We start from the raw sequence: 17,910 nt of genomic DNA, 5'->3' as shown, positions 1-17,910 counted from the left end.
CGTCCAAGGGGAAATCACGCTGCGTAAATGGCTGGGGACGCTAAAAATGTTGACGCTTGGTGCGACAGTTCGCCGCATGATGAAAGGCGACGCTCTATCCACCCTCTCGATGGCGATGGCGGCGTCGTGCGTCCTTGCGACCAGCGTCGCCGTGACGGGCCTGACCGCGTCGCCCGCCGAGGCGCGTCATCGGCCGCATGTCCACCATGCCGCGAGACATTTTCCAAGGCATTTCGCCCGCGAGAGCCATTCCCGCCATTCCGTGCGCTACATGCGCGTGCGGACTTTTGCGCCGAGCCGGAATTTCGCGGCGATCGTCGTCGACGGCAACAGCGGCGAGACCCTTTACGCCCGCAATGATGACGAGCCGCGCCATCCCGCCTCGATCACAAAAGTAATGACGCTTTATCTTCTGTTCGAGCAGCTCGAACAGGGACGGCTGAGGCTGGACAGCGAGTTGCGCGTCTCCGCCCATGCCGCGGCGCAAAAGCCGACCAAGCTTGGTTTGCGGCCCGGCCGGACAATCACGGTTGAAGACGCGATCAAGGCGGTGGTCACACGTTCGGCGAACGATATGGCTGTCGCCATCGCCGAGGCCATCGGCGGCGACGAAGACCATTTCGCTGAAATGATGACCCGCAAAGCTCATGAGTTGGGCATGAGCCACACGCGTTACGTCAACGCCTCGGGGCTTCCCGACGACGCGCAGATCACGACGGCGCGCGACCTTTCCATTCTCGGCCGCGCGGTGCAGGAGCGTTTCCCCCGCTACTATCATTATTTCTCGACCCGGGCGTTCTACTACGCCGGCGCGACGATCATGAACCACAACCATCTGATGGACCGCGTGGAGGGAATGGATGGCATCAAGACCGGCTACACGCGCGCGTCCGGCTTCAATCTTCTGACCTCCGTCAAGCGCGACGGTCACTATATCGTCGCCGTCGTCATGGGCGGCGTCAGCGCGCCCTCACGCGATCGGATCATGGCCGATTTGATCGAAGATCAGATCGATCATGGGAAGACGGTCCGAACCGCCTCCGTTCTTTCCGATTTGCCGCCTCGGCCGCAAGAAACGGAAGCGGCGCGGCCCGATCTGCCAACGCTCCGCGCGCCGGCGCCGCAAGAAGCGCAGCAGCGGCCCCAGCAGGCGCCAAAGGCCGCCCTGGCCTATATTGAGCCGGAGGCAGCGGCGGCCGCGAGCGCGAGTTCGAAGCTTGCCTTGTCGGCGATCGCGCCAAAGCCGGCGCGGGCGATTGATCCGATCCGCGTCGCCTCGATCAGCCCGGAAGTTCCGGTCGAGAAGCCGCGGCCGGCCTATGTCTCGGGCGCGGTCAGACAGTCAGCGGCGGAGGCCCGGCCCGCAGCGAAAGATTGGGCCGCCAAAGCCGCCGCGCTCGACGGTTCGACCATTCATGCGGCGTATTTCGCGCCGCCTAGCGCCACCCCTTCGACCCTGCGCTGGGTCACAGGCCCAGCTCCCGCCAAAGACCGCAAATTCGAGAAACCCAACGACAGGACAGCGGCCCTCAGCGTCGAGACCGCCCCTTCCGAAAAACTCAAAGCCGCCGAGAAAGCCCCGGAGGAAGCGCGCCGTCCCGCCGCGGCCCGCACCGGATGGATGATTCAGATCGGCGCGACAGATGACATCGCCAAGGCCAACGCGCTGCTCGTCAAAGCCAAGGCCGATGGACGCAAGACTCTGAGCAGCGCGCAGCCCTTCACCGAAAAGGTGCAAAAGGGTTCGGAAACGCTTTATCGGGCGCGTTTTGCCGGCCTTGAGGCGGACAGCGCCGAACTTGCCTGCAAGACGTTGAAGCGAACGGGATTTTCCTGCTTCGCAACGAAAAACTAAGGGATTGGCGGCAAATATAGATCATGACCGCGCGCGCCGATTCGCTTGACCGCTGCGCAAAACTGGACGCTACGGATGACGCCGCATCAAGACTTCCTTCGCTTCGTTCACACGGGCCGCCAAGTCCGTCGTCCCGCCATGATCTGGATGAAGCTTTTTTATCAGGGAACGGTGCGAGCGAACGACTTCTTCGCGCGACGCGCCTTTTTGAAGCCCCAGAACTTCATACGCTTCATCCTGGGACATAGCGCCGGAACGTCGTCGCGCCTCACTGCGCCACGAGTCTCTTTGAGTCTCGCCTGCCGGACGCCAGCCGGCAAAGCGGCGATCGAGATAAGCCTCCAGAAGTCGGGCGCCCTCCGGATCATCTCGACGGCAAAGATCGTAAACGACCTCGCATTGCGGGCGCGTCAGCGCGTCTAGCTCCTTGCCTTCGTCCGGACCAGCGAGAATGACGCCGCGCATCTTGCCGGTCTCGTGATCGAGCTCCATTTCGATCATCGCTGATCGGACGCAGGACACGCGGCCGGCCCGCCCGCCGGCCGGCGCTGCGGCCCCCATCGCCCGCCATCTGAACAAGCGCGATAACGGCTGCCTGCTCGAATTCAAAAGCCAGAAGCCCAGTCCGGCAAAGCCCATCGCAACGGCAAAGCCCCCGCGCAACACGAGGAATCCCGCGACGATCAGCGCCGCGGCGCCGGCCCCCCGCCTGATGACATAGGCAAGCGCCGCCGGGCTCGCGCGCGTAAAAGCGCGCAGCCCGGCCATCGAAAGCCAGAAAATCAAGAAACCGACCAGAAGATAAACCATCAAGCGTCGCCACTCAGCGCATTTGCGCCAACAAAAGATCGGCTGCGGCGCCGCGAGACCGGGCTTCCAGCTCCAAAGCCTGACGACCGCCCGCCGCATAGGCCGCCACCGCCGAGAGAAGCGCCTCGAGCCGCTGCGAAGCGCCAGCGTCAAATGTGGCATAGGCGCCGCCTGTCAGCAAGGCGATCTGGCGGAAGGCCTGTTCGGCGGCTCTATCGCGCCCTTCCTGAAACACAAAGGCCTTGACGCCGAGAAGCCCGGCCCGCCCGGCAAGATCGGCGATTTCGTCGACCGGCTCCTCCAGCGCGTCGCCGATGAAAACCAGGGCCTGGACCGGCAGGCGCTGCGCCTCATCCAGCGTATGGCGCAGCACCCTCGCGATCTGGGTGGCGCCCGCCGCCACCGAGATCTTCGCCATCAGCGCGGCGAGATCCTTGCCGCCGTTGAAGAAGCGCGAGGCCTTGCACTCGCCAAATCCACGATAGTAAACGAGTTGCACGTCAAGCCCGCCATGAGACGCCGCCGTCACGAACATCCGGCTTTGAAGGCTTTGCGCCAGATCCCACGTAGGCTGGCGGCTCATCGTCGCGTCGAGCGCGAAGATCAGCCGGCCGTGTCCGGACACGGCGGGAGGGCGCTCCCTGGCCGCGCTGAGAAACTGATCAATCTCGGCGCTGGAGTTGGATTTTGGTCCAACGACGGCGCGGCCGTCCCTTGAGGGATGCAAAGGCTCCTCGCAATCTGCGCGCATTAGACTATTTCGTATTTTTCAATTGTCCAGGGTTCCGCAAAGGCGCCCTCGCGCCAGTCCCCCCAGGCCGGAAGCGCCATGACCGCGTCCATATAGGCGCGCGTTTGGGGCGCCACCGCGACCGCATATATATGGAGGCGGTTGACGACCGGCGCAAACATCGCGTCGGCAGCCGAGAACTCGCCAAACAGAAACGTCCCTCCCGCGCCAAACTCCTCCCGCGCCGAAGAAAAAGCCTCCTCGATCCGGGCGACGTCGGCCGCCGCTTCCGGCGTCAGCGGCCGTTCGCGCACCGGCCGGCGAAAATTCGTCGGCAAATGCGATCGAAGCGCCATGAACCCTGAATGCATCTCGGCGCTGAGGGCGCGCGCCCGCGCGCGCGCCGCCGGGTCACGCGGCCAGATCGCGAGATCGGGGAAGGCTTCGGCGACATATTCAATGATCGCGAGCGAATCCCAGACGGTTCGGTCGCCGTCGCGCAAAACCGGGCACCTCGCCGCCGGCGAATAACGCAAAATCTCCGCACGAGTCTCGGCACGGCCGAGCGGCACGACGACTTCATCGAAGGCGATGTCGAAATGCCGCATGAGAAGCCACGGCCTCAGCGACCATGAGGAATATGCTTTATTGGCGATGATAAGAGTATAGGTCACGGTCGGGCAGCATCTTTGGAATGAGAATGGCGCGTTTCGGAGGCGTTCCGATCGAATGAGTCATTTGGCCGATTGCAAAAGGCTCTAACTTTGCCTGAGCATATTCCAGCCGGCCGGATTGAACCAATCTGACCGGCCCATGCTCTGGCGCGCCGCTTTCGTTGGAGACTGCGATTTGAAAGAATGCGAGCGCGGCGAAGATTGATATGCTGGAATTGTGCGCGCTTCAAAACGCTTTTCACGGATGAACCATCAAATGAACCATCGCCGCCGCGAGGAAACATGCTCGATCTTTCAATAGCAGACAGCATCGGTCTTGCATTCTTTCTTGGCGTCTGGGTCCTCTATCGCTTCGTCAACGAACACGGCCTTGGCCGCTTGCGCAGCCTCTCGGTGCTGATGAATGAGCATCGGATGGGGTGGATGCGATCGATGAGCACGCGCGATTCGCGCATCGCGGACGCCAGCATTATGTCGAGCTTGCAGAACGGCGCCGCATTTTTCGCCTCGACGTCGCTGATCCTGCTCGGCGGCGCGGCGGCCTCGATGCGGGCGACCGATGACGTGCTCAAAGTATTCGGCGACCTGCCGTTCGGATTGACGGTGACGAGGGGAACCTGGGAGCTCAAGGTGCTCGGCCTCGCCCTTCTCTTTGGCTATTCTTTCTTCAAATTCGCCTGGGCCTACCGCCTCTTCATCTATGCGGCGATCCTTCTTGGCGCGACGCCCGGCCCCGAATCCCCCGATGCGGAAGCTCGGGAAAAAGCCTCAAAGCGCGCGGGCTTTATGACCATCGACGCCGGACTTCACTTCGCCAAAGGGCTGCGCAGCTTCTACTTCGCCTTCGCCTATGTAGGCTGGTTCGTCAGTCCTTACGTGCTGATGACGACCACCGCCGCGATTTTTATTATCGTCATGCGCCGCCAGTTTTTCTCGGCCGCCCGGGCCTCGCTGACACACGAGCCGTCATAAGCGTCCTTCATGGCGCTGGAAACAGGGCGCCGGTCTTGCCGGTCAGACGATAGGCGAGAAGCCCGATCCATTCACGAACGCTGAGATCGAGCATGGGGATGCGATCCGAGGCCGAAGCGAACCAGGACCAGTCCCGCGCATCGCCGAAGGTGCGATAGGCGACGGGATAGGCGATCACGTCGAAGCCAAGACGCCGAAAAATGCCCATCGAGCGGGGCATGTGCCAGGCCGACGTCACGAGCAGCCATGTCTCGCCCGGCTTCGGCTGCAAAAGATCGCGCGTGAACAGGGCGTTTTCCCAGGTATTGCGGGATCTTGATTCAAAACTCATCCTGTCGGCTGGCCCGCCAAGGGCAAGCCAGAATTTTCGCGCGCCGACCGTCTCCGCCGAACTTTGGTCCAGGAGATCGCCGGACCCGCCAGAGTAGATGAGGCGAGCCTGCGGATAGCGTCGCGCCAGTTCGAGCCCGGCGATGAGTCGCGCGCCATCTTCGGAAAAGATCACCTGTCCGCGCGATTCGCTCTTGCGCTGCTGTAGCGCGCCTCCGAGAACGATGATGCCCGTTGGCGGCGCGAGATCGGCGGGAGGCGCCGGAAACCGATTCTCGAGCGGCAGCAGCAGCGCCGCGCTGAGCGGCGTCAGCAACAGCACGGCCAGCGCCAGCGTCGTCGCGGCGGTCCACCGCCGCCCTAACCGCGCCCGGCGGGTAAATTGCAGAGCGACGCCGATACAAAGAAGAATAAGGAGAAATGTGAGCGGTTCGGCGATCAGCCAAAAGATTTTGGAGAGAGCAAAGAACATGGGCGGCGCTTTAAGACGCCGCCAGCGGCGTCAGTGATCTCCGCGTTTTCGAGCTACTCGCCATCTTTGCCCTCGGGCGGCGTCGGCTCCTCGTCGGATTCCTTTGCCGGGATGGCGTAGACGCCGCCGAGCCAGCGGTGCAGATCGACGTCGGCGCAGCGCTTCGAGCAAAAAGGCCGCATCTCGAGGACGGCGGGCTTGCCGCAGATCGGGCATCGCCGCGTTGAGGCCGCGGGCGGGGATTCTTGAGCAGCGTCCTGAGCTTTGCGATCAGCCATGGCGGTTCCGGTCATCATGCGCTCAGACGCGATTGAGCCAGGCGACATGGGCTGGATAGCCCTCGCCGACGAGCAGCGACATTGTCTCGTAGAGCGGCAGGCCGACGACAGAAGAATAAGAGCCGATGAGCTTCAACGCAAACGCTCCGGCAAGACCCTGGATCGCATAGCCGCCCGCCTTGCCGCGCCATTCGCCGGAGCCAAGATAAGCCTCTATCTCGCTCGACGACAGGCGCTTGAAGCGCAGCCGCGTCTCGACCAGCTTGTGGCGCTCGCGTCCCTTCGGCGTCACGAGGTAGATTGCCGTATGCACGCGATGCGCGCGGCCGGACAGTAGCCGCAGGCACTGCGCCGCCTCCGCCACAATCTCGCATTTGGGCAAAATGCGACGTCCTACGCTGACCACCGTATCCGCCCCGATGATATAGCTATCGGCGAGCTCAGGCTTTGCCGCTGCGATCTTGGCGGCGGCGTGCGCCTTCTCTCTGGCGAGGCGGCTCGCAAGGGTGCGCGGCAACTCATTTTTGCCTGGGGTTTCGTCGAGGTCGCAGGGAAGCAAGGCGTCAGGCTCGACGCCGATCTGCTGCAGCAGCTCCAGGCGGCGCGGCGACGCCGACGCCAGAACGAGCCTTGGGCGCCAGGTTGGGCCATTCGGAAGCTGGCGATCCGGAGGCTGGCCATGCGGCGCCTCGTTACGCAAAACCTTATCTTCGGCGGTCATCGAGGCGAATCCGGGCGATCTTGCGCGCCTCGTCCTGAAGTCTCACCATCATCCGGGATCGGCTCACTTGAAGCGGTAGGTGATGCGACCCTTGGACAGGTCGTAGGGCGTCATTTCGACGAGGACCTTGTCGCCCGTGAGAACACGAATCCGGTTCTTGCGCATTTTGCCGGCCGTGTGGGCGATGATCTCATGCTCGTTTTCGAGCTGAACCCGAAATGTCGCATTCGGCAGCAGTTCGACGACGACTCCTGGAAATTCAAGCAATTCTTCTTTCGACATCTGGGTCCTTGTATTTGAACGGCGATCTCCCGCGCGCCTCTTTGACTACGAGGCGGGCCGGCGCCGAAAAGGTGAGTGCTCCCGCAAGGTCGCGCAATGCCGGCGCCGGCGTGCGCAAACCCCGGCAAGGTTTTGCAAGACCCTTCCGGAATCCGGCGGAGACAATTGGCCGGGACCCTAATCGAGAACCAGACATTTGTGAACAGGCGCGTTTATTCCGCCGCGGCAAAAAGCCTCACAAATGATGGGAGGGCTCGGACGCGGTCTTAAGCTTTTCGGTTTCCCCCGTCTCATAGGCCCTGAACCGGCGGATTGCGAGGGGAATCGTCGCCAGATAGAGCACAGACAGGAAAATCAGCATCTCCATCGGGAAAGTCGCGAGCAGAAGCAGGCTGACGACGATGCCGAACAGCACGACGATGACATATTCGCGGGGCACGCGACCGATCTTCTTGCCGGAAAAATGCGGAATCCGGCTCGCCATCAGGAGCGCCACGAGCAACACATAAACAATATAGATCGAAACCATGAAGCGCCCGTTCGGCGCGCCCAGAATGGAAAGATTGAGGTAGAGCGGCAGCAGGCCAACGATCGCTCCCGCGGGCGCCGGCATGCCGGTAAAGAAATGCGCATGCCAGGCCGGACGGTTCGGATCCTCGATCATGACGTTGAACCTTGCGAGCCGCAAAGCCGCCGCGATGGCGAAAACGAGCGCGGCAAACCAGCCAAGGCTTTTGATCTCGTGCAAACCCCAAAAATAAAGGATCAGCGCGGGAGCGACGCCAAAATCGACAAAATCGGCGAGCGAATCGAGCTCCGCGCCAAAACGCGTCGCGCCGCGCAGCGCCCGCGCGATGCGTCCGTCGAGCCCATCAAGGACGGCGGCGATGATCACGGCGAGCACGGCGATCTCGAATTGCCCTTCGATTGCGAAGCGGATCGCCGTGAGACCCATGCAAAGGGCGAGCAGGGTGACGAGATTGGGCAGAATGACGCGCATCGGAACCGCGCGAAAGAGCCGCTTTGGGGGCGGAGGCGGATCGAACGCGTCGAACTCGCTCGCATCGTCGGCGCGCGTCCATCTCGATGCACCGCCCGCGGCGTGGCGAGAATCTGGCGCGCCATTGTTCACAGAGGTGCCCTTCATGGCCGGCAACATAGGCGCGCCACAGGGAAGCCGCAAGCGCGCCGCAGCTCCGCCACGGGCCGTTCGTCTTTAGGGCGCGGACGGCGACAGGGCGGCGAGCGCCTGACGTTCGCCCAAGCCATCGCCTGCGCTACGTCTAAGCTCAAAAGGGGCGCTCTCCGATCGCGTTCTAACCGAGCCCGAACCGCAGGCGCAATCGCCGCAAAATATCCGCGCCGCGCCGCTTGACCCTCAGAAAGAAAGCCCAGGCCTCGGTCGATTTCGCCCATGCGATGAGGCGATCGCGAAAAGCGAAAAGCCAATCCATGAGCCGGGCGAACCAGCCGATCGTCCGGAGCTTGTCCCTGCCCGCGCTGTATACGCGCTCCACGACGACGAAGCTGACGAAATAGGCGAGCACAAAAACGGTGATCCCGACCAGTTCATGTCCGGTGGCGAACAGGAAGAGCGCATAGACCTTGGCTGGTTCGGCAAGCGCGAAGGGAATGGCGAGCAGCGCCAGAATGCCATAGGGCGGCAACTCTGCGACGAGATGCTCGAGCCTGATGACGAAACGCAGTTTCGCCAGCCAACGGATCAGCGGACGAAAGACCGGCGCGACAAGCGCGTCGAGCGTCAGATAGAAAATGATCAGCGCTTCGGCGCCGAGCAGCAGAAACCGGCGCAAGCCATGCGCCCTGGTCGATTCGCGCGGTGACATCATTGACCATCCATCTCGTCAGAGCGGAGCGCAGGGTGGGTGCGCACGGGCACAGTCGCACGCCGGGCAAACGACTAAGCTCCGTTTTCCAGAACATTCCTAGCCGCGGTCATGGGATGACCGCCGAAGAGCGGCGCAAATCAGCATAGGGGCGAAGCATGGAATTTCAAACGCCGAGGGGAAGAGCCCTGACCGAACTTTGCGTCGACTCGACCCCCAACGCGTCCGGCGCCGGCAAGAAAATCGCGCTGAAGTGCAAATATGACAGAGCCGACAAGAATATCACGCTGACTTCCTCGCCCAGCGTCAAGATCGTGACCCATAAAGACAACAGGCATGGCGTCATCGACTTCGTCGTGGAAATCCTGGCGAAGAACGTCGATGAGCGCATCGCTTACATTATCGCGTCTTATGACTCTCTTTCGTTTGGGGTCGCCTATCGCGCCGATGAAACATTGCGGCTGACGATCGGCAAGGTCAAAAAGCACGCGAATTTCGAATCGGATCTGCTGGCGCAGATATTGGGGATGAGCTCGGACGCCGATCATCTGCTCGCCTACTACCGCGTGCTCGCCGCCAAAAACAACAAGGATCTCCCCAGAAGCGATTGGGACGAGCTCAATGACAATCCATTGAAACAGAACACAGGTCCCGACCCGAAGAAGTGGAATTGCGGCGGCGCCCTGCAGACCTTTGGAGCAAGATACGCCGAGCATCATTACATCAGCGGCGCCACCATTTATTATAAGCGGCCGAGCCCCTTGAAACTCTCTGAAGTTCAGTTCAAGGCGGACACGGTCCGCGCCGGCGCGCAAAAGCTAAGAACGCAGTTGAAGAACGGGAATTTCGTTCAGGTTTTCGTCGGCCACAATGAGCAATTGACCGTGGTGGACGGCGTGATCAAGCCGAGCAGCAATACGCATTTCATCACGCTGTTCGGCTGCAGTCAGGATGGCAAGCAGTTCATTTTCTTCGATCCGTGGCCGCAAGGCTCGATCCTCGACTACCAAAGCGGGATCATGGGGACGGTCAAATCCATGTTCATGGGGAGCATCAATTTCTTCGAGGACGAAGGAAAGATCAGATCTCCCGACAACGCCCCGGGCCTCCATAAATATGTGATATTGACCGGACCGTGAGTTTTGGCGGTCCTGAGCTTCGTCAGGACCCGATAACGCGCCCGATCATCAAGCGCGCCGATTGAATGACCGCCGGTCCGCAATAAGGCTGCGATACGAAATCGACCCAGGACAGCAGGTCTGCCATCCGCGAAGCCTCAAGCCAGCCGTCCGGCAGATCCTTGCCGGCGCCGCGATAGCCTTCCAGCACGCCGGCGATGAAATCGGCGTTGTCGCCAAGGGGCGGACGCAGGAGATTGCCGAAATCGAAAGAAGGTCCCCCGGCGAAGGCAAATTCCCAGTCGAGAACGGCGGCGACGCGCCAGCCGGAAGGCTCCTCTCGGACGAGAATATTCGAAGCGTTGAAATCGGAATGCGTCAGCGCCGGCTGCCGCGCCCAGGGGGAGCCGAGAACCGCGCCCTCCCGCGCGACGAAAGCAAACAAGGCCCCGGTCAGATCGGCTCCAAGACGCTCACCGCCCGGCCCTTCGCGCAGACAATGGTCGAGCCAGGTGAGCAATCCGGCCGTATCCATATCGAGAGGCTCTGTTGGGACGAGATCAGGTCCGAAAAAACCTTGCTGCTCGAAGCGAAATGCATGGATGGCGGCCAGCGTTTCGCCAACATGACGGCCGACATCCATCAGAGCGCGCGGCAAAAGACGCGCCGCAACAATTTCCAACTGCTCACCCTCGATCCATTGCAGGAATGCATAGGGCAATCCGAAATCGGGATCAGCGCGGCCGCTTGTGAGAACGGCCGGAACCGGCACGCGGCCGCTGACGCGCGCGAGAAGCGCGATTTCCTTGGCCGCCTGCTGCTGATCGCGCTGCCAGTAGCGCAGCAGCGCCTCGCGATCGCCGGTGGGGGTGCGGAGGCGCAGTTTGAAATTGGTGTTGGCGAGGCCGCCGAACGTGCTCTCTATCTTGGTGAGTTCAGCGTCTGGAAAAGCCTTGCCGACAAGCGCTTCGACGCTGGAGCGGCGGGGTTCGAGGATCGCTTGCGTCCGGCTCCATTTCTCACGCAACGAGCGTTCTCCGCCGCGCCATTTCCTTAAGCCTTCATTCTCGTCTGCGCCTAACGCTGCCTGGATTTGCGCCCGGCGTAAGGATTGTCGCTGGTCTTTTTCGACATGCGGATCGGCACGCCCGGCAGCTCGAAGGTCTGCCGCAGGCTGTTGACGAGGAATCGTTCATAGCTCGCCGGCAATGCGTCAAGCTGATTGCCGAACAGAATGAAATAGGGCGGCCTCGCGCGAAGTTGCGTCATATAGCGGATTTTAATGCGGCGTCCCGAAACAGCCGGCGGCGGGCTTTTCTCCAGCGCGCTTGCAAGCCAGCGGTTGAGCCGCGCGGTGGAGATTCGTTTGTTCCAGACTTCATGCACCCGCAAGATCGAATGCATGAGATTTTCAATGCCTTCGCCGGTCGCTCCCGCGAGCGGAACCACAGGCGCCCCCTTCACCTGCGGCAGCAGCCGCAACGCTTCCTCGCGCAGCTCAGAGAGCTTCGCGCCCTTGTTCTCGATCAGGTCCCATTTGTTGAGGCCGATGACAAGCGCCCTGCCCTCGCGTTCGACGAGATCGGCGAGCGTCAGATCCTGCTTTTCGAATGGGATCGTCGCATCAAGAAGCAGGACCACGACTTCCGCGAATTTGGCGGCGCGCAGAGCGTCGTGACCCGCCAGTTTTTCGAGCTTGTCCTCGACTTTCGCGCGGCGGCGCAAGCCCGCGGTGTCGAACATTTTGATCTTGCGGCCGCGCCACTCGAAATCAATGCCGATCGTATCGCGCGTCAGCCCCGGCTCGGGTCCGGTCAGAAGCCGATCCTGCCCTATGATCGTATTCAATAAGGTTGACTTGCCGGCGTTCGGCCGGCCGATGATCGCGATGCGCAGCGGCTTTGTAATGTCGAGTTCGGAGCCATCTTCGTCCTCGCCGAGAACGAGGCGCGTCGCTTCATCGGCCTCGTCAGCGGGCAATTCGGTCTCCTCGGGGAGCGCCTCCCGGATTGCCGCGTAAAGCTCGGAGAAGCCTTCGCCATGTTCGGCCGAGAGCGGCACCGGATCGCCAAGGCCGAGATCATAGCCTTCGACCGCGCCGGCCTCGCCAGCCCGCCCCTCGGCCTTGTTGGCGATGAGGATCAAGGGTTTGTCGGCGCGGCGCACGAGATTGGCGAAGAAGCGATCGTCGGGCGTGAGACCGGCGCGGGAATCGAAGACGAAGAAAATGGCGTCCGCGAGCTCGATCGCCATCTCGGTCTGCGCGCGCATGCGCCCCGGCAAGGACGCTTCGTCGCCCTCCTCGAGGCCGGCGGTATCGATGATCTTGAAGGAAAGATCGCCGAGCCTCGCCTCGCCCTCGCGCCGGTCGCGCGTCACGCCGGGGCGATCATCGACGAGCGCGAGCTTCTTGCCGACGAGCCTGTTGAACAGGGTCGATTTGCCGACGTTCGGGCGTCCGATGATCGCGATCGTGAACATTATTTCGCCGGCGCTTGTTCAGCCGGCGCATTTTCCGCGGGAGCAGCGGAATCGGCGGGGGCTTTTTCGGGCGCAGCTTCACTGGCGGGGGCGTCGGCGGCCGGCGGAGCGGCTGGCGTTTTTTCAGGCGCCTCAGCTGCAGGCGGCGCGGCGGTCGCGGCCGGAGCAGCCGGCGGTGCGGTCAAGGGCGGCGCCGTCTCCGCAGGGGCGAGCGGCGGAGGCGCTTTGCCGGCCTGGACGAGGCCGAGGAACGCCTCCGCCCGCTGGCGCAACGCCGACGGCGCGCGCGGGTCGGCGATGATCATGTCGAGCCAGCGGCCTGCGCCATCGAGATCCTCCCGCCGGAAGGCGGCGAGCGCGAGAAGCTCGCGGATGGTGTCACGATAGGTGAAATTCGCTCCGGCCAGCGCGCCATATTTTTGTTCGAACGCCTTGGGGTCGTCGCTATCGACGCGCAGGATCGCCGCACGCGTCTGCGCCATATCCTTGAACGCCTGCGGATAATTCGCATCCGCGACGAGAGCGTCGAAGGCCGACGCCGCCGCGGCGGGATCGCGGCCCGCGATCTCATCCGCGGCGCGAAGACGCGCGAGCGTCGCGTAGCCCTTCGGCCCGGTCCTGGCCAGTTGCTCGAAAGCGGCCTGCGCCTCGGCTGACTTGCCGTCCACGGAGAGCTGCAGCGCCGCTTCATATTGCGCGCCCGCCGCCTCGGCCGCCTTTGTGCTGAAGTGCTGATAAATGCGCCAGCCCGCCGTCGCCGCGACGATCACAACCGCCGCGGCAATGAATAAGGACTGATATTTCGTCCAGATCTGGAGAAGCCTGTCGCGACGGTAGTCTTCGTCGACTTCGCGGAAAAAATCGGTCATGGCGGTCTCTGGGCGTTTCGTTGACGGTCGGTCTTCGGGCGTGAACCGCCTCAGCTAGCATGCGCCGGAACGAAATGCGACAATCCTTTGCACCGACTGGCGATCAGTGTCGTCGAGGCCCCGCTCCGCTCCGTTGGAGCTTCGGCGATCCCGACGCGGCCAGCGCCCGTCATGAAGAACGCCCGACGTGGTGCGAGACGGTTCGGGGTCATGAGCGCGATCCGAGTTTTGGCGCGTTCAAAAGACGGTGATAAACCGGGAGCCGGTCTCGCCTTGCTTCTCGGCTTGCTGGCGCCATATTGGGGCGACGCGCGGCAGCGCCCAAAAACAGCTTTCCAGGTTTTTTTTGCATTTCACGACAGGACGTTCTCGTCCCGCCAATCCATCCCCCTGCTTTTGAGGAGCATGTCCATGACCCCTAGCAACGCCGCGGCGTCGGGCCGTTTCGTCCTTGGCGACATCGAAATCCATCGTTTAGGCTTCGGCGCCATGCGCATCGTCGGCAAGGGCGTCTGGGGGGAGCCAGCCGACCGAAGCGAGGCCTTGCGCACGCTGCGCCGGCTGCCCGAACTTGGCGTCAACTTCATCGACACGGCCGACAGCTATGGCCCCTTCGTCAGCGAGGAGTTGATCGCCGAGGCGCTCCACCCCTATTCCGGCCTGTTGATCGCGACAAAAGGCGGCTTCACCCGGCACGGGCCGGATATTTGGGCGCCATTGGGGCGCCCGGAATATCTGCGCCAATGCGTCCTTATGAGCTTGCGCCGACTGAAAATCGACAGGATCGATCTTTGGCAGCTGCACCGCATCGACCCGAAAGTGCCACGCGACGAACAGTTCGGCGTGATAAAGGACATGCAAAATGAAGGGCTGATCCGGCACGCCGGCCTCAGTGAGGTCGGCGTCGAAGACATCGGCGCCGCGCAAAAATTCTTCCCCGTCGTCTCCGTGCAAAATCGCTTCAACCTCGTCGATCGCGCCAGCGAGGATGTGCTCGACCATTGCGCCAAAGCAGGGATCGGCTTCATTCCATGGTTCCCGCTCGCCGCCGGGGCGCTGGCGAAGCCCGGTTCGATCCTTGATTCCATCGCAAAGAGCAAGGGCGCGACGCCGAGTCAGATCGCTCTCGCGTGGGTGCTGAAGCGCAGCCCGGTGATGCTTCCCATTCCCGGCACCGGCAGCGTCAAACATCTCGAAGAAAACGTCGCAGCCGCTTCGATTTCTCTGACCAATGAGGAATTCCGCACGCTCGACGAGCAAGGCAGGGCCGCCGCGAACTAGCAGCGGCTCGCCAATCGGCAAGCTGGATTATCTCGGCGCCTTGGGATGGCTTGAGGTTTCGCGATTGGGCGCGGCCCAAAAACAGAGATGGAGATCAACGCTATGAACGAGCAAACGCAGAGCCGCGACTTCGCCAGTTTCGATCTCCATGACATCGCTCGATCCTTTCCCGACGCCGCAGAAACGATGCTGCTCGACACCTATCTGACCTATGAGCCGGCGGCGAGCTCCCGCGTTTTCAGGGTCTATCGCGGCACGCCGCCGCATTATCATGCGACCTGCGACGAATACCTTTTCGTGCTCTCCGGCAGAGGGACCTACTGGATGGGCAGCGCCGCCAACGGGGGCGTCTTCGCTCCCGGCCAATTGCTGTTCTTCAAGCGCGGAATCATCCACGCGATGCCCGAACTCATCGAAGGTCCGGTCGTGTTCTTCTCGGTCGACACGCCAAGACGCGATCCCAAGGACATCATCTTCGTCAATCCGGAAGACGGCACGCCGGAAAGCTTTATCCAGGACAAGAGTAAGTAAAGCTCATCCGCCAGCCGCTGGATTTGCGCGACGGGCATTATCCCATCATCCCGATCAATCGAAGAACGATACGAGTTGCGTGGCATGATGGCGCAACGAATTTGGATCCCGGCAAATCGCATCTATAGTCTGGAGGGAACAGCTGAAGCTCCGTCCGGCCTCTGATCATGTTGGTTCGCCATCTATCCTATTTTGTCACCCTCGCTCGCGAGCGGCATTTCGCACGGGCCGCGGAAGTCTGCCATATCGCGCAGCCGACGCTCTCAGCGGCGATCCGCACGCTTGAAGAAGACCTTGACGTCCGGCTTGTCGTCAGAAATCACCGCTTCGTCGGTCTGACGCCCGAGGGCGAGAAGCTCCTCGTCTGGGGGCGCCAGATCCTGACGGATTACAACAGTCTGCGCGACGATCTTAGCGGCCTGCGGCGCGGATTGACGGGCGTGCTGCGGCTTGGCGTAATCCCGGCGGCGATGCCGGCGATCTCATTTCTCACCGCGCGTTTTTCCGCCGCGCACCCGAAGGCGAGCGTCGAAATTCAATCGCTGACTTCACGGGCAATCCAACGCGCGCTCGACGCTTTTGAGATCGACGGCGGCGTCACCTATCTCGACAACGAGCCTCTCGAAAACGTGCGCCGGACGCAGCTCTATCGCGAGCGTTATGTTTTCGTGGTCAATCGTCTCCATCCGTTTGCCGCTCGCGCCACCGTCACCTGGGCCGAGGCCGCGGCCGAGCCGCTTTGCCTGCTCAGCGAAGACATGCAGAACCGCCGTATCATGGATAAGGTCGCCGCCTCGATCGGCGTGACGTTAAGGCCCACCGTCGTCAGTAATTCCTTTCTCGGCGTCTGCTCGCATCTGCGTCACGGTGAATGGTCGAGCATCGTGCCGCACAATTTTTTTTATGTATTCGGCCAGACGCCGGATCTTGCCGCGATCAATCTCATTGAGCCAGCCCATGCGCAGGCGATCGGCCTCGTCCTTTCGGACCGCGACCCGCCGTCGCCGATGGCCGGCGCGCTGCTCGCCGCGATAAAGGATATTGACCTCGACGCCGAATTCGACGCCGCCATGAAGCGGATCTGATCGAAAGCGCCTATCAGGCATTCCAAGCTTTTCATTGGCTTTTTTAAAAGCAATACGTAAGTCTTCGCATCGTTCGATGTGACAGACATTAAATAGAATTGTCGCAACTTCTCGAACGGGGAAACGTTCTTAATCCAGCGGCGTCTTAGAACAACCTATAACTAGGAAGTTCAGTGGTCTTGTCTGCTTGGAAATATGCGCTGCTTTAGGTGAAAATGCCTGGCAGCCAGGGCGTTTTCTCTTTTGCTTTCAGCTCAAAGGAGGAAAATATGGCAAAAATCGTTTGCGTTCTCTATGATGATCCGGTCGATGGATATCCAAAATCCTATGCGCGCGATGATCTGCCGCACATTGATCACTACCCCGACGGGCAGACTTTGCCGACGCCAAAGGCGATCGATTTCCAGCCGGGCGCGCTGCTCGGAAGCGTCACGGGCGAGCTTGGCCTTCGCAAATATCTCGAATCGCTCGGCCACACTTTCATCGTCACCTCGAGCAAGGACGGCCCCGATTCCGTGCTGGAGCGCGAGCTGCCGGACACCGAGATCGTCATTTCGCAGCCGTTCTGGCCGGCCTATCTGACCGCCGAGCGCATCGCCAAGGCGCCGAAGCTGAAACTGGCGATCACCGCCGGCATCGGCTCCGACCACGTTGACCTGCAGGCCGCGATCGATCGCAAGATTACAGTGGCGGAGGTCACCTACTGCAACTCGATCAGCGTCGCCGAACACGTCGTGATGATGATCCTCGGGCTCGTGCGCAACTACATTCCGTCCTATCAATGGGTGGTGAAGGGCGGCTGGAACATCGCCGATTGCGTCGAGCGTTCTTATGACGTCGAGGGCATGCATGTCGGCACCGTGGCGGCCGGCCGCATCGGCCTTGCGGTGCTGCGCCGCCTGAGGCCCTTCGACATGCATCTTCATTATTACGACCGGCATCGCCTGCCCGAGGCGACCGAGAAAGAGCTTGGACTGATCTGGCATCCGACGGTCGAAGACATGGTGAAGGTCTGCGACGTCGTCACGATCAACGCACCGCTGCACCCTGAAACCGAGCATCTCTTCAACGACGCGCTCTTGGCCAAGATGAAGCGCGGCGCCTATCTCGTGAATACCGCGCGCGGAAAAATCTGCGACCGCGACGCGATTGTCCGGGCGCTCGAAAGCGGCCGGCTCGCGGGCTATGCCGGCGACGTCTGGTTCCCGCAACCAGCGCCTAAGGATCATCCCTGGCGCAGCATGCCCCATCATGGCATGACCCCGCATATCTCGGGCTCCTCGCTCTCGGCCCAGACGCGCTACGCGGCCGGCACGCGGGAAATTCTCGAATGCTGGTTCGAGGGAAGGCCGATCCGCGACGAATATCTGATCGTCGACGGCGGCAAACTGGCAGGGGCCGGGGCGCATTCCTATAGCGCCGGCAACGCAACCGCCGGATCGGAAGAGGCGGCCAATTTTTCCAAAGCCAGCTGATTTTTTTGGCGGCGCCCACGGCGCCGCCTCCGCTGCCCCCCGCGCTTCCCTGTCGCGCATTCGATCGCGATCGAGCGACGGCGCCTCGAAGTCAAATCA

At 62.0% G+C, this 17,910-nt stretch carries 19 protein-coding genes; 7 read left to right on the top strand and 12 right to left on the bottom strand.

The features are described from left to right. The first annotated feature begins 46 nt into the window (after positions 1 to 46). A complete protein-coding gene (locus SIN04_RS03550) occupies positions 47 to 1,855 on the top strand; it encodes a serine hydrolase (RefSeq protein ID WP_134486201.1) in 1,809 nt (602 codons plus the stop codon). 69 nt (positions 1,856 to 1,924) lie between these two features. Here SIN04_RS03550 and SIN04_RS03545 read toward each other — a convergent pair whose 3' ends face one another. Genes SIN04_RS03545 through SIN04_RS03535 form a run of 3 tightly spaced genes read right to left on the bottom strand, consistent with a single transcriptional unit; the run spans position 1,925 to position 4,069 of the window. Beyond that, complete coding sequence (locus tag SIN04_RS03545) at positions 1,925 to 2,665, bottom strand: DnaJ domain-containing protein (protein ID WP_341264218.1); 741 nt, start codon at positions 2,663 to 2,665, stop codon at positions 1,925 to 1,927. A gap of 13 nt (positions 2,666 to 2,678) precedes the next feature. After that, complete coding sequence (locus SIN04_RS03540; protein WP_341264217.1) at positions 2,679 to 3,416, bottom strand: VWA domain-containing protein; 738 nt, start codon at positions 3,414 to 3,416, stop codon at positions 2,679 to 2,681. Then, positions 3,416 to 4,069: a glutathione S-transferase family protein gene (locus SIN04_RS03535; protein ID WP_341264216.1), complete on the bottom strand. Its 654-nt coding sequence runs from the start codon at positions 4,067 to 4,069 to the stop codon at positions 3,416 to 3,418. The genes SIN04_RS03540 and SIN04_RS03535 overlap by 1 nt, the downstream gene beginning before the upstream one ends. Before the next feature lie 282 nt (positions 4,070 to 4,351). Between SIN04_RS03535 and SIN04_RS03530 the strand changes: the two genes are divergently transcribed. Beyond that, a complete protein-coding gene (locus SIN04_RS03530; RefSeq protein WP_134486199.1) occupies positions 4,352 to 5,041 on the top strand; it encodes a DUF599 domain-containing protein in 690 nt (229 codons plus the stop codon). Positions 5,042 to 5,048: 7 nt separating this feature from the next. Here SIN04_RS03530 and SIN04_RS03525 read toward each other — a convergent pair whose 3' ends face one another. The 6 genes from SIN04_RS03525 to SIN04_RS03500 all read right to left on the bottom strand — a co-directional run bounded on the left by SIN04_RS03525 (position 5,049) and on the right by SIN04_RS03500 (position 8,974). Continuing rightward, complete coding sequence (locus tag SIN04_RS03525; RefSeq protein WP_134486197.1) at positions 5,049 to 5,843, bottom strand: YdcF family protein; 795 nt, start codon at positions 5,841 to 5,843, stop codon at positions 5,049 to 5,051. A gap of 53 nt (positions 5,844 to 5,896) precedes the next feature. Then, positions 5,897 to 6,121: a DNA gyrase inhibitor YacG gene (gene yacG / locus SIN04_RS03520; RefSeq protein WP_134486195.1), complete on the bottom strand. Its 225-nt coding sequence runs from the start codon at positions 6,119 to 6,121 to the stop codon at positions 5,897 to 5,899. A 22-nt stretch (positions 6,122 to 6,143) separates the two neighbouring features. Next, the gene (locus SIN04_RS03515) at positions 6,144 to 6,842 is read right to left on the bottom strand and encodes a Maf-like protein (RefSeq protein ID WP_341264215.1); all 699 of its coding nucleotides are present in this window, start codon (positions 6,840 to 6,842) and stop codon (positions 6,144 to 6,146) included. A 63-nt stretch (positions 6,843 to 6,905) separates the two neighbouring features. Next, positions 6,906 to 7,124 (bottom strand): translation initiation factor IF-1, encoded by a 219-nt coding sequence (infA, locus tag SIN04_RS03510; protein WP_102844496.1) that lies wholly within the window; start codon positions 7,122 to 7,124, stop codon positions 6,906 to 6,908. A 235-nt stretch (positions 7,125 to 7,359) separates the two neighbouring features. Next, on the bottom strand, positions 7,360 to 8,271 hold the full coding sequence (locus SIN04_RS03505) for a CDP-alcohol phosphatidyltransferase family protein (protein WP_134492233.1): 912 nt from the start codon (positions 8,269 to 8,271) through the stop codon (positions 7,360 to 7,362). Between the two features lie 169 nt (positions 8,272 to 8,440). Further along, a complete protein-coding gene (locus tag SIN04_RS03500; RefSeq protein WP_341264214.1) occupies positions 8,441 to 8,974 on the bottom strand; it encodes a hypothetical protein in 534 nt (177 codons plus the stop codon). A gap of 155 nt (positions 8,975 to 9,129) precedes the next feature. Between SIN04_RS03500 and SIN04_RS03495 the strand changes: the two genes are divergently transcribed. Further along, positions 9,130 to 10,110: a hypothetical protein gene (locus SIN04_RS03495; RefSeq protein ID WP_134486191.1), complete on the top strand. Its 981-nt coding sequence runs from the start codon at positions 9,130 to 9,132 to the stop codon at positions 10,108 to 10,110. A 22-nt stretch (positions 10,111 to 10,132) separates the two neighbouring features. On the opposite strand, the gene SIN04_RS03490 is transcribed toward SIN04_RS03495, so the two are convergent. Genes SIN04_RS03490 through SIN04_RS03480 form a run of 3 tightly spaced genes read right to left on the bottom strand, consistent with a single transcriptional unit; the run spans position 10,133 to position 13,439 of the window. After that, positions 10,133 to 11,116 carry a phosphotransferase family protein gene (locus SIN04_RS03490; protein WP_166795834.1) on the bottom strand — a complete coding sequence of 328 codons (984 nt, stop codon included), beginning with the start codon at positions 11,114 to 11,116 and terminating at the stop codon, positions 10,133 to 10,135. A gap of 50 nt (positions 11,117 to 11,166) precedes the next feature. Further along, entirely contained in the window at positions 11,167 to 12,570 is a 1,404-nt protein-coding gene (gene der / locus SIN04_RS03485; protein ID WP_197731939.1) for a ribosome biogenesis GTPase Der, read from the bottom strand. After that, the gene (locus SIN04_RS03480; protein ID WP_341264213.1) at positions 12,570 to 13,439 is read right to left on the bottom strand and encodes a tetratricopeptide repeat protein; all 870 of its coding nucleotides are present in this window, start codon (positions 13,437 to 13,439) and stop codon (positions 12,570 to 12,572) included. The genes der and SIN04_RS03480 overlap by 1 nt, the downstream gene beginning before the upstream one ends. A 411-nt stretch (positions 13,440 to 13,850) precedes the next feature. Here SIN04_RS03480 and SIN04_RS03475 point away from each other — a divergent pair, with 411 nt between their 5' ends. The 4 genes from SIN04_RS03475 (at position 13,851) to SIN04_RS03460 (ending at position 17,811) form a co-directional block, all read left to right on the top strand. Beyond that, positions 13,851 to 14,720: an aldo/keto reductase gene (locus SIN04_RS03475; protein ID WP_134486184.1), complete on the top strand. Its 870-nt coding sequence runs from the start codon at positions 13,851 to 13,853 to the stop codon at positions 14,718 to 14,720. Positions 14,721 to 14,822: 102 nt separating this feature from the next. Then, positions 14,823 to 15,251 carry a cupin domain-containing protein gene (locus SIN04_RS03470; RefSeq protein ID WP_134486182.1) on the top strand — a complete coding sequence of 143 codons (429 nt, stop codon included), beginning with the start codon at positions 14,823 to 14,825 and terminating at the stop codon, positions 15,249 to 15,251. A 167-nt stretch (positions 15,252 to 15,418) separates the two neighbouring features. Then, entirely contained in the window at positions 15,419 to 16,336 is a 918-nt protein-coding gene (locus SIN04_RS03465; protein ID WP_134486180.1) for a LysR family transcriptional regulator, read from the top strand. A gap of 269 nt (positions 16,337 to 16,605) precedes the next feature. Then, positions 16,606 to 17,811, top strand: coding sequence for an NAD-dependent formate dehydrogenase (locus SIN04_RS03460; protein ID WP_134486178.1), 1,206 nt, complete (start codon positions 16,606 to 16,608; stop codon positions 17,809 to 17,811). Positions 17,812 to 17,910 lie beyond the last annotated feature (99 nt).

The sequence above is a fragment of the Methylocella tundrae genome, assembly GCF_038024855.1.
Taxonomy (GTDB): Bacteria; Pseudomonadota; Alphaproteobacteria; order Rhizobiales; family Beijerinckiaceae; genus Methylocapsa; species Methylocapsa tundrae.
The sequence above is the reverse complement of the archived record's forward strand: the minus strand, read 5'-3'. Positions and strand labels throughout refer to the sequence as shown.

Coding starts and splice junctions, on each gene's coding strand:
- SIN04_RS03550 (WP_134486201.1), top strand. CDS start 47: ATGTTGACGCTTGGTGCGACAGTTCGCCGCATGATGAAAGGCGACGCT.
- SIN04_RS03545 (WP_341264218.1), bottom strand. CDS start 2,665: ATGGTTTATCTTCTGGTCGGTTTCTTGATTTTCTGGCTTTCGATGGCC.
- SIN04_RS03540 (WP_341264217.1), bottom strand. CDS start 3,416: ATGCGCGCAGATTGCGAGGAGCCTTTGCATCCCTCAAGGGACGGCCGC.
- SIN04_RS03530 (WP_134486199.1), top strand. CDS start 4,352: ATGCTCGATCTTTCAATAGCAGACAGCATCGGTCTTGCATTCTTTCTT.
- SIN04_RS03525 (WP_134486197.1), bottom strand. CDS start 5,843: ATGTTCTTTGCTCTCTCCAAAATCTTTTGGCTGATCGCCGAACCGCTC.
- yacG (WP_134486195.1), bottom strand. CDS start 6,121: ATGGCTGATCGCAAAGCTCAGGACGCTGCTCAAGAATCCCCGCCCGCG.
- SIN04_RS03515 (WP_341264215.1), bottom strand. CDS start 6,842: ATGACCGCCGAAGATAAGGTTTTGCGTAACGAGGCGCCGCATGGCCAG.
- infA (WP_102844496.1), bottom strand. CDS start 7,124: ATGTCGAAAGAAGAATTGCTTGAATTTCCAGGAGTCGTCGTCGAACTG.
- SIN04_RS03505 (WP_134492233.1), bottom strand. CDS start 8,271: ATGAAGGGCACCTCTGTGAACAATGGCGCGCCAGATTCTCGCCACGCC.
- SIN04_RS03500 (WP_341264214.1), bottom strand. CDS start 8,974: ATGATGTCACCGCGCGAATCGACCAGGGCGCATGGCTTGCGCCGGTTT.
- SIN04_RS03495 (WP_134486191.1), top strand. CDS start 9,130: ATGGAATTTCAAACGCCGAGGGGAAGAGCCCTGACCGAACTTTGCGTC.
- der (WP_197731939.1), bottom strand. CDS start 12,570: ATGTTCACGATCGCGATCATCGGACGCCCGAACGTCGGCAAATCGACC.
- SIN04_RS03480 (WP_341264213.1), bottom strand. CDS start 13,439: ATGACCGATTTTTTCCGCGAAGTCGACGAAGACTACCGTCGCGACAGG.
- SIN04_RS03475 (WP_134486184.1), top strand. CDS start 13,851: ATGACCCCTAGCAACGCCGCGGCGTCGGGCCGTTTCGTCCTTGGCGAC.
- SIN04_RS03470 (WP_134486182.1), top strand. CDS start 14,823: ATGAACGAGCAAACGCAGAGCCGCGACTTCGCCAGTTTCGATCTCCAT.
- SIN04_RS03465 (WP_134486180.1), top strand. CDS start 15,419: ATGTTGGTTCGCCATCTATCCTATTTTGTCACCCTCGCTCGCGAGCGG.
- SIN04_RS03460 (WP_134486178.1), top strand. CDS start 16,606: ATGGCAAAAATCGTTTGCGTTCTCTATGATGATCCGGTCGATGGATAT.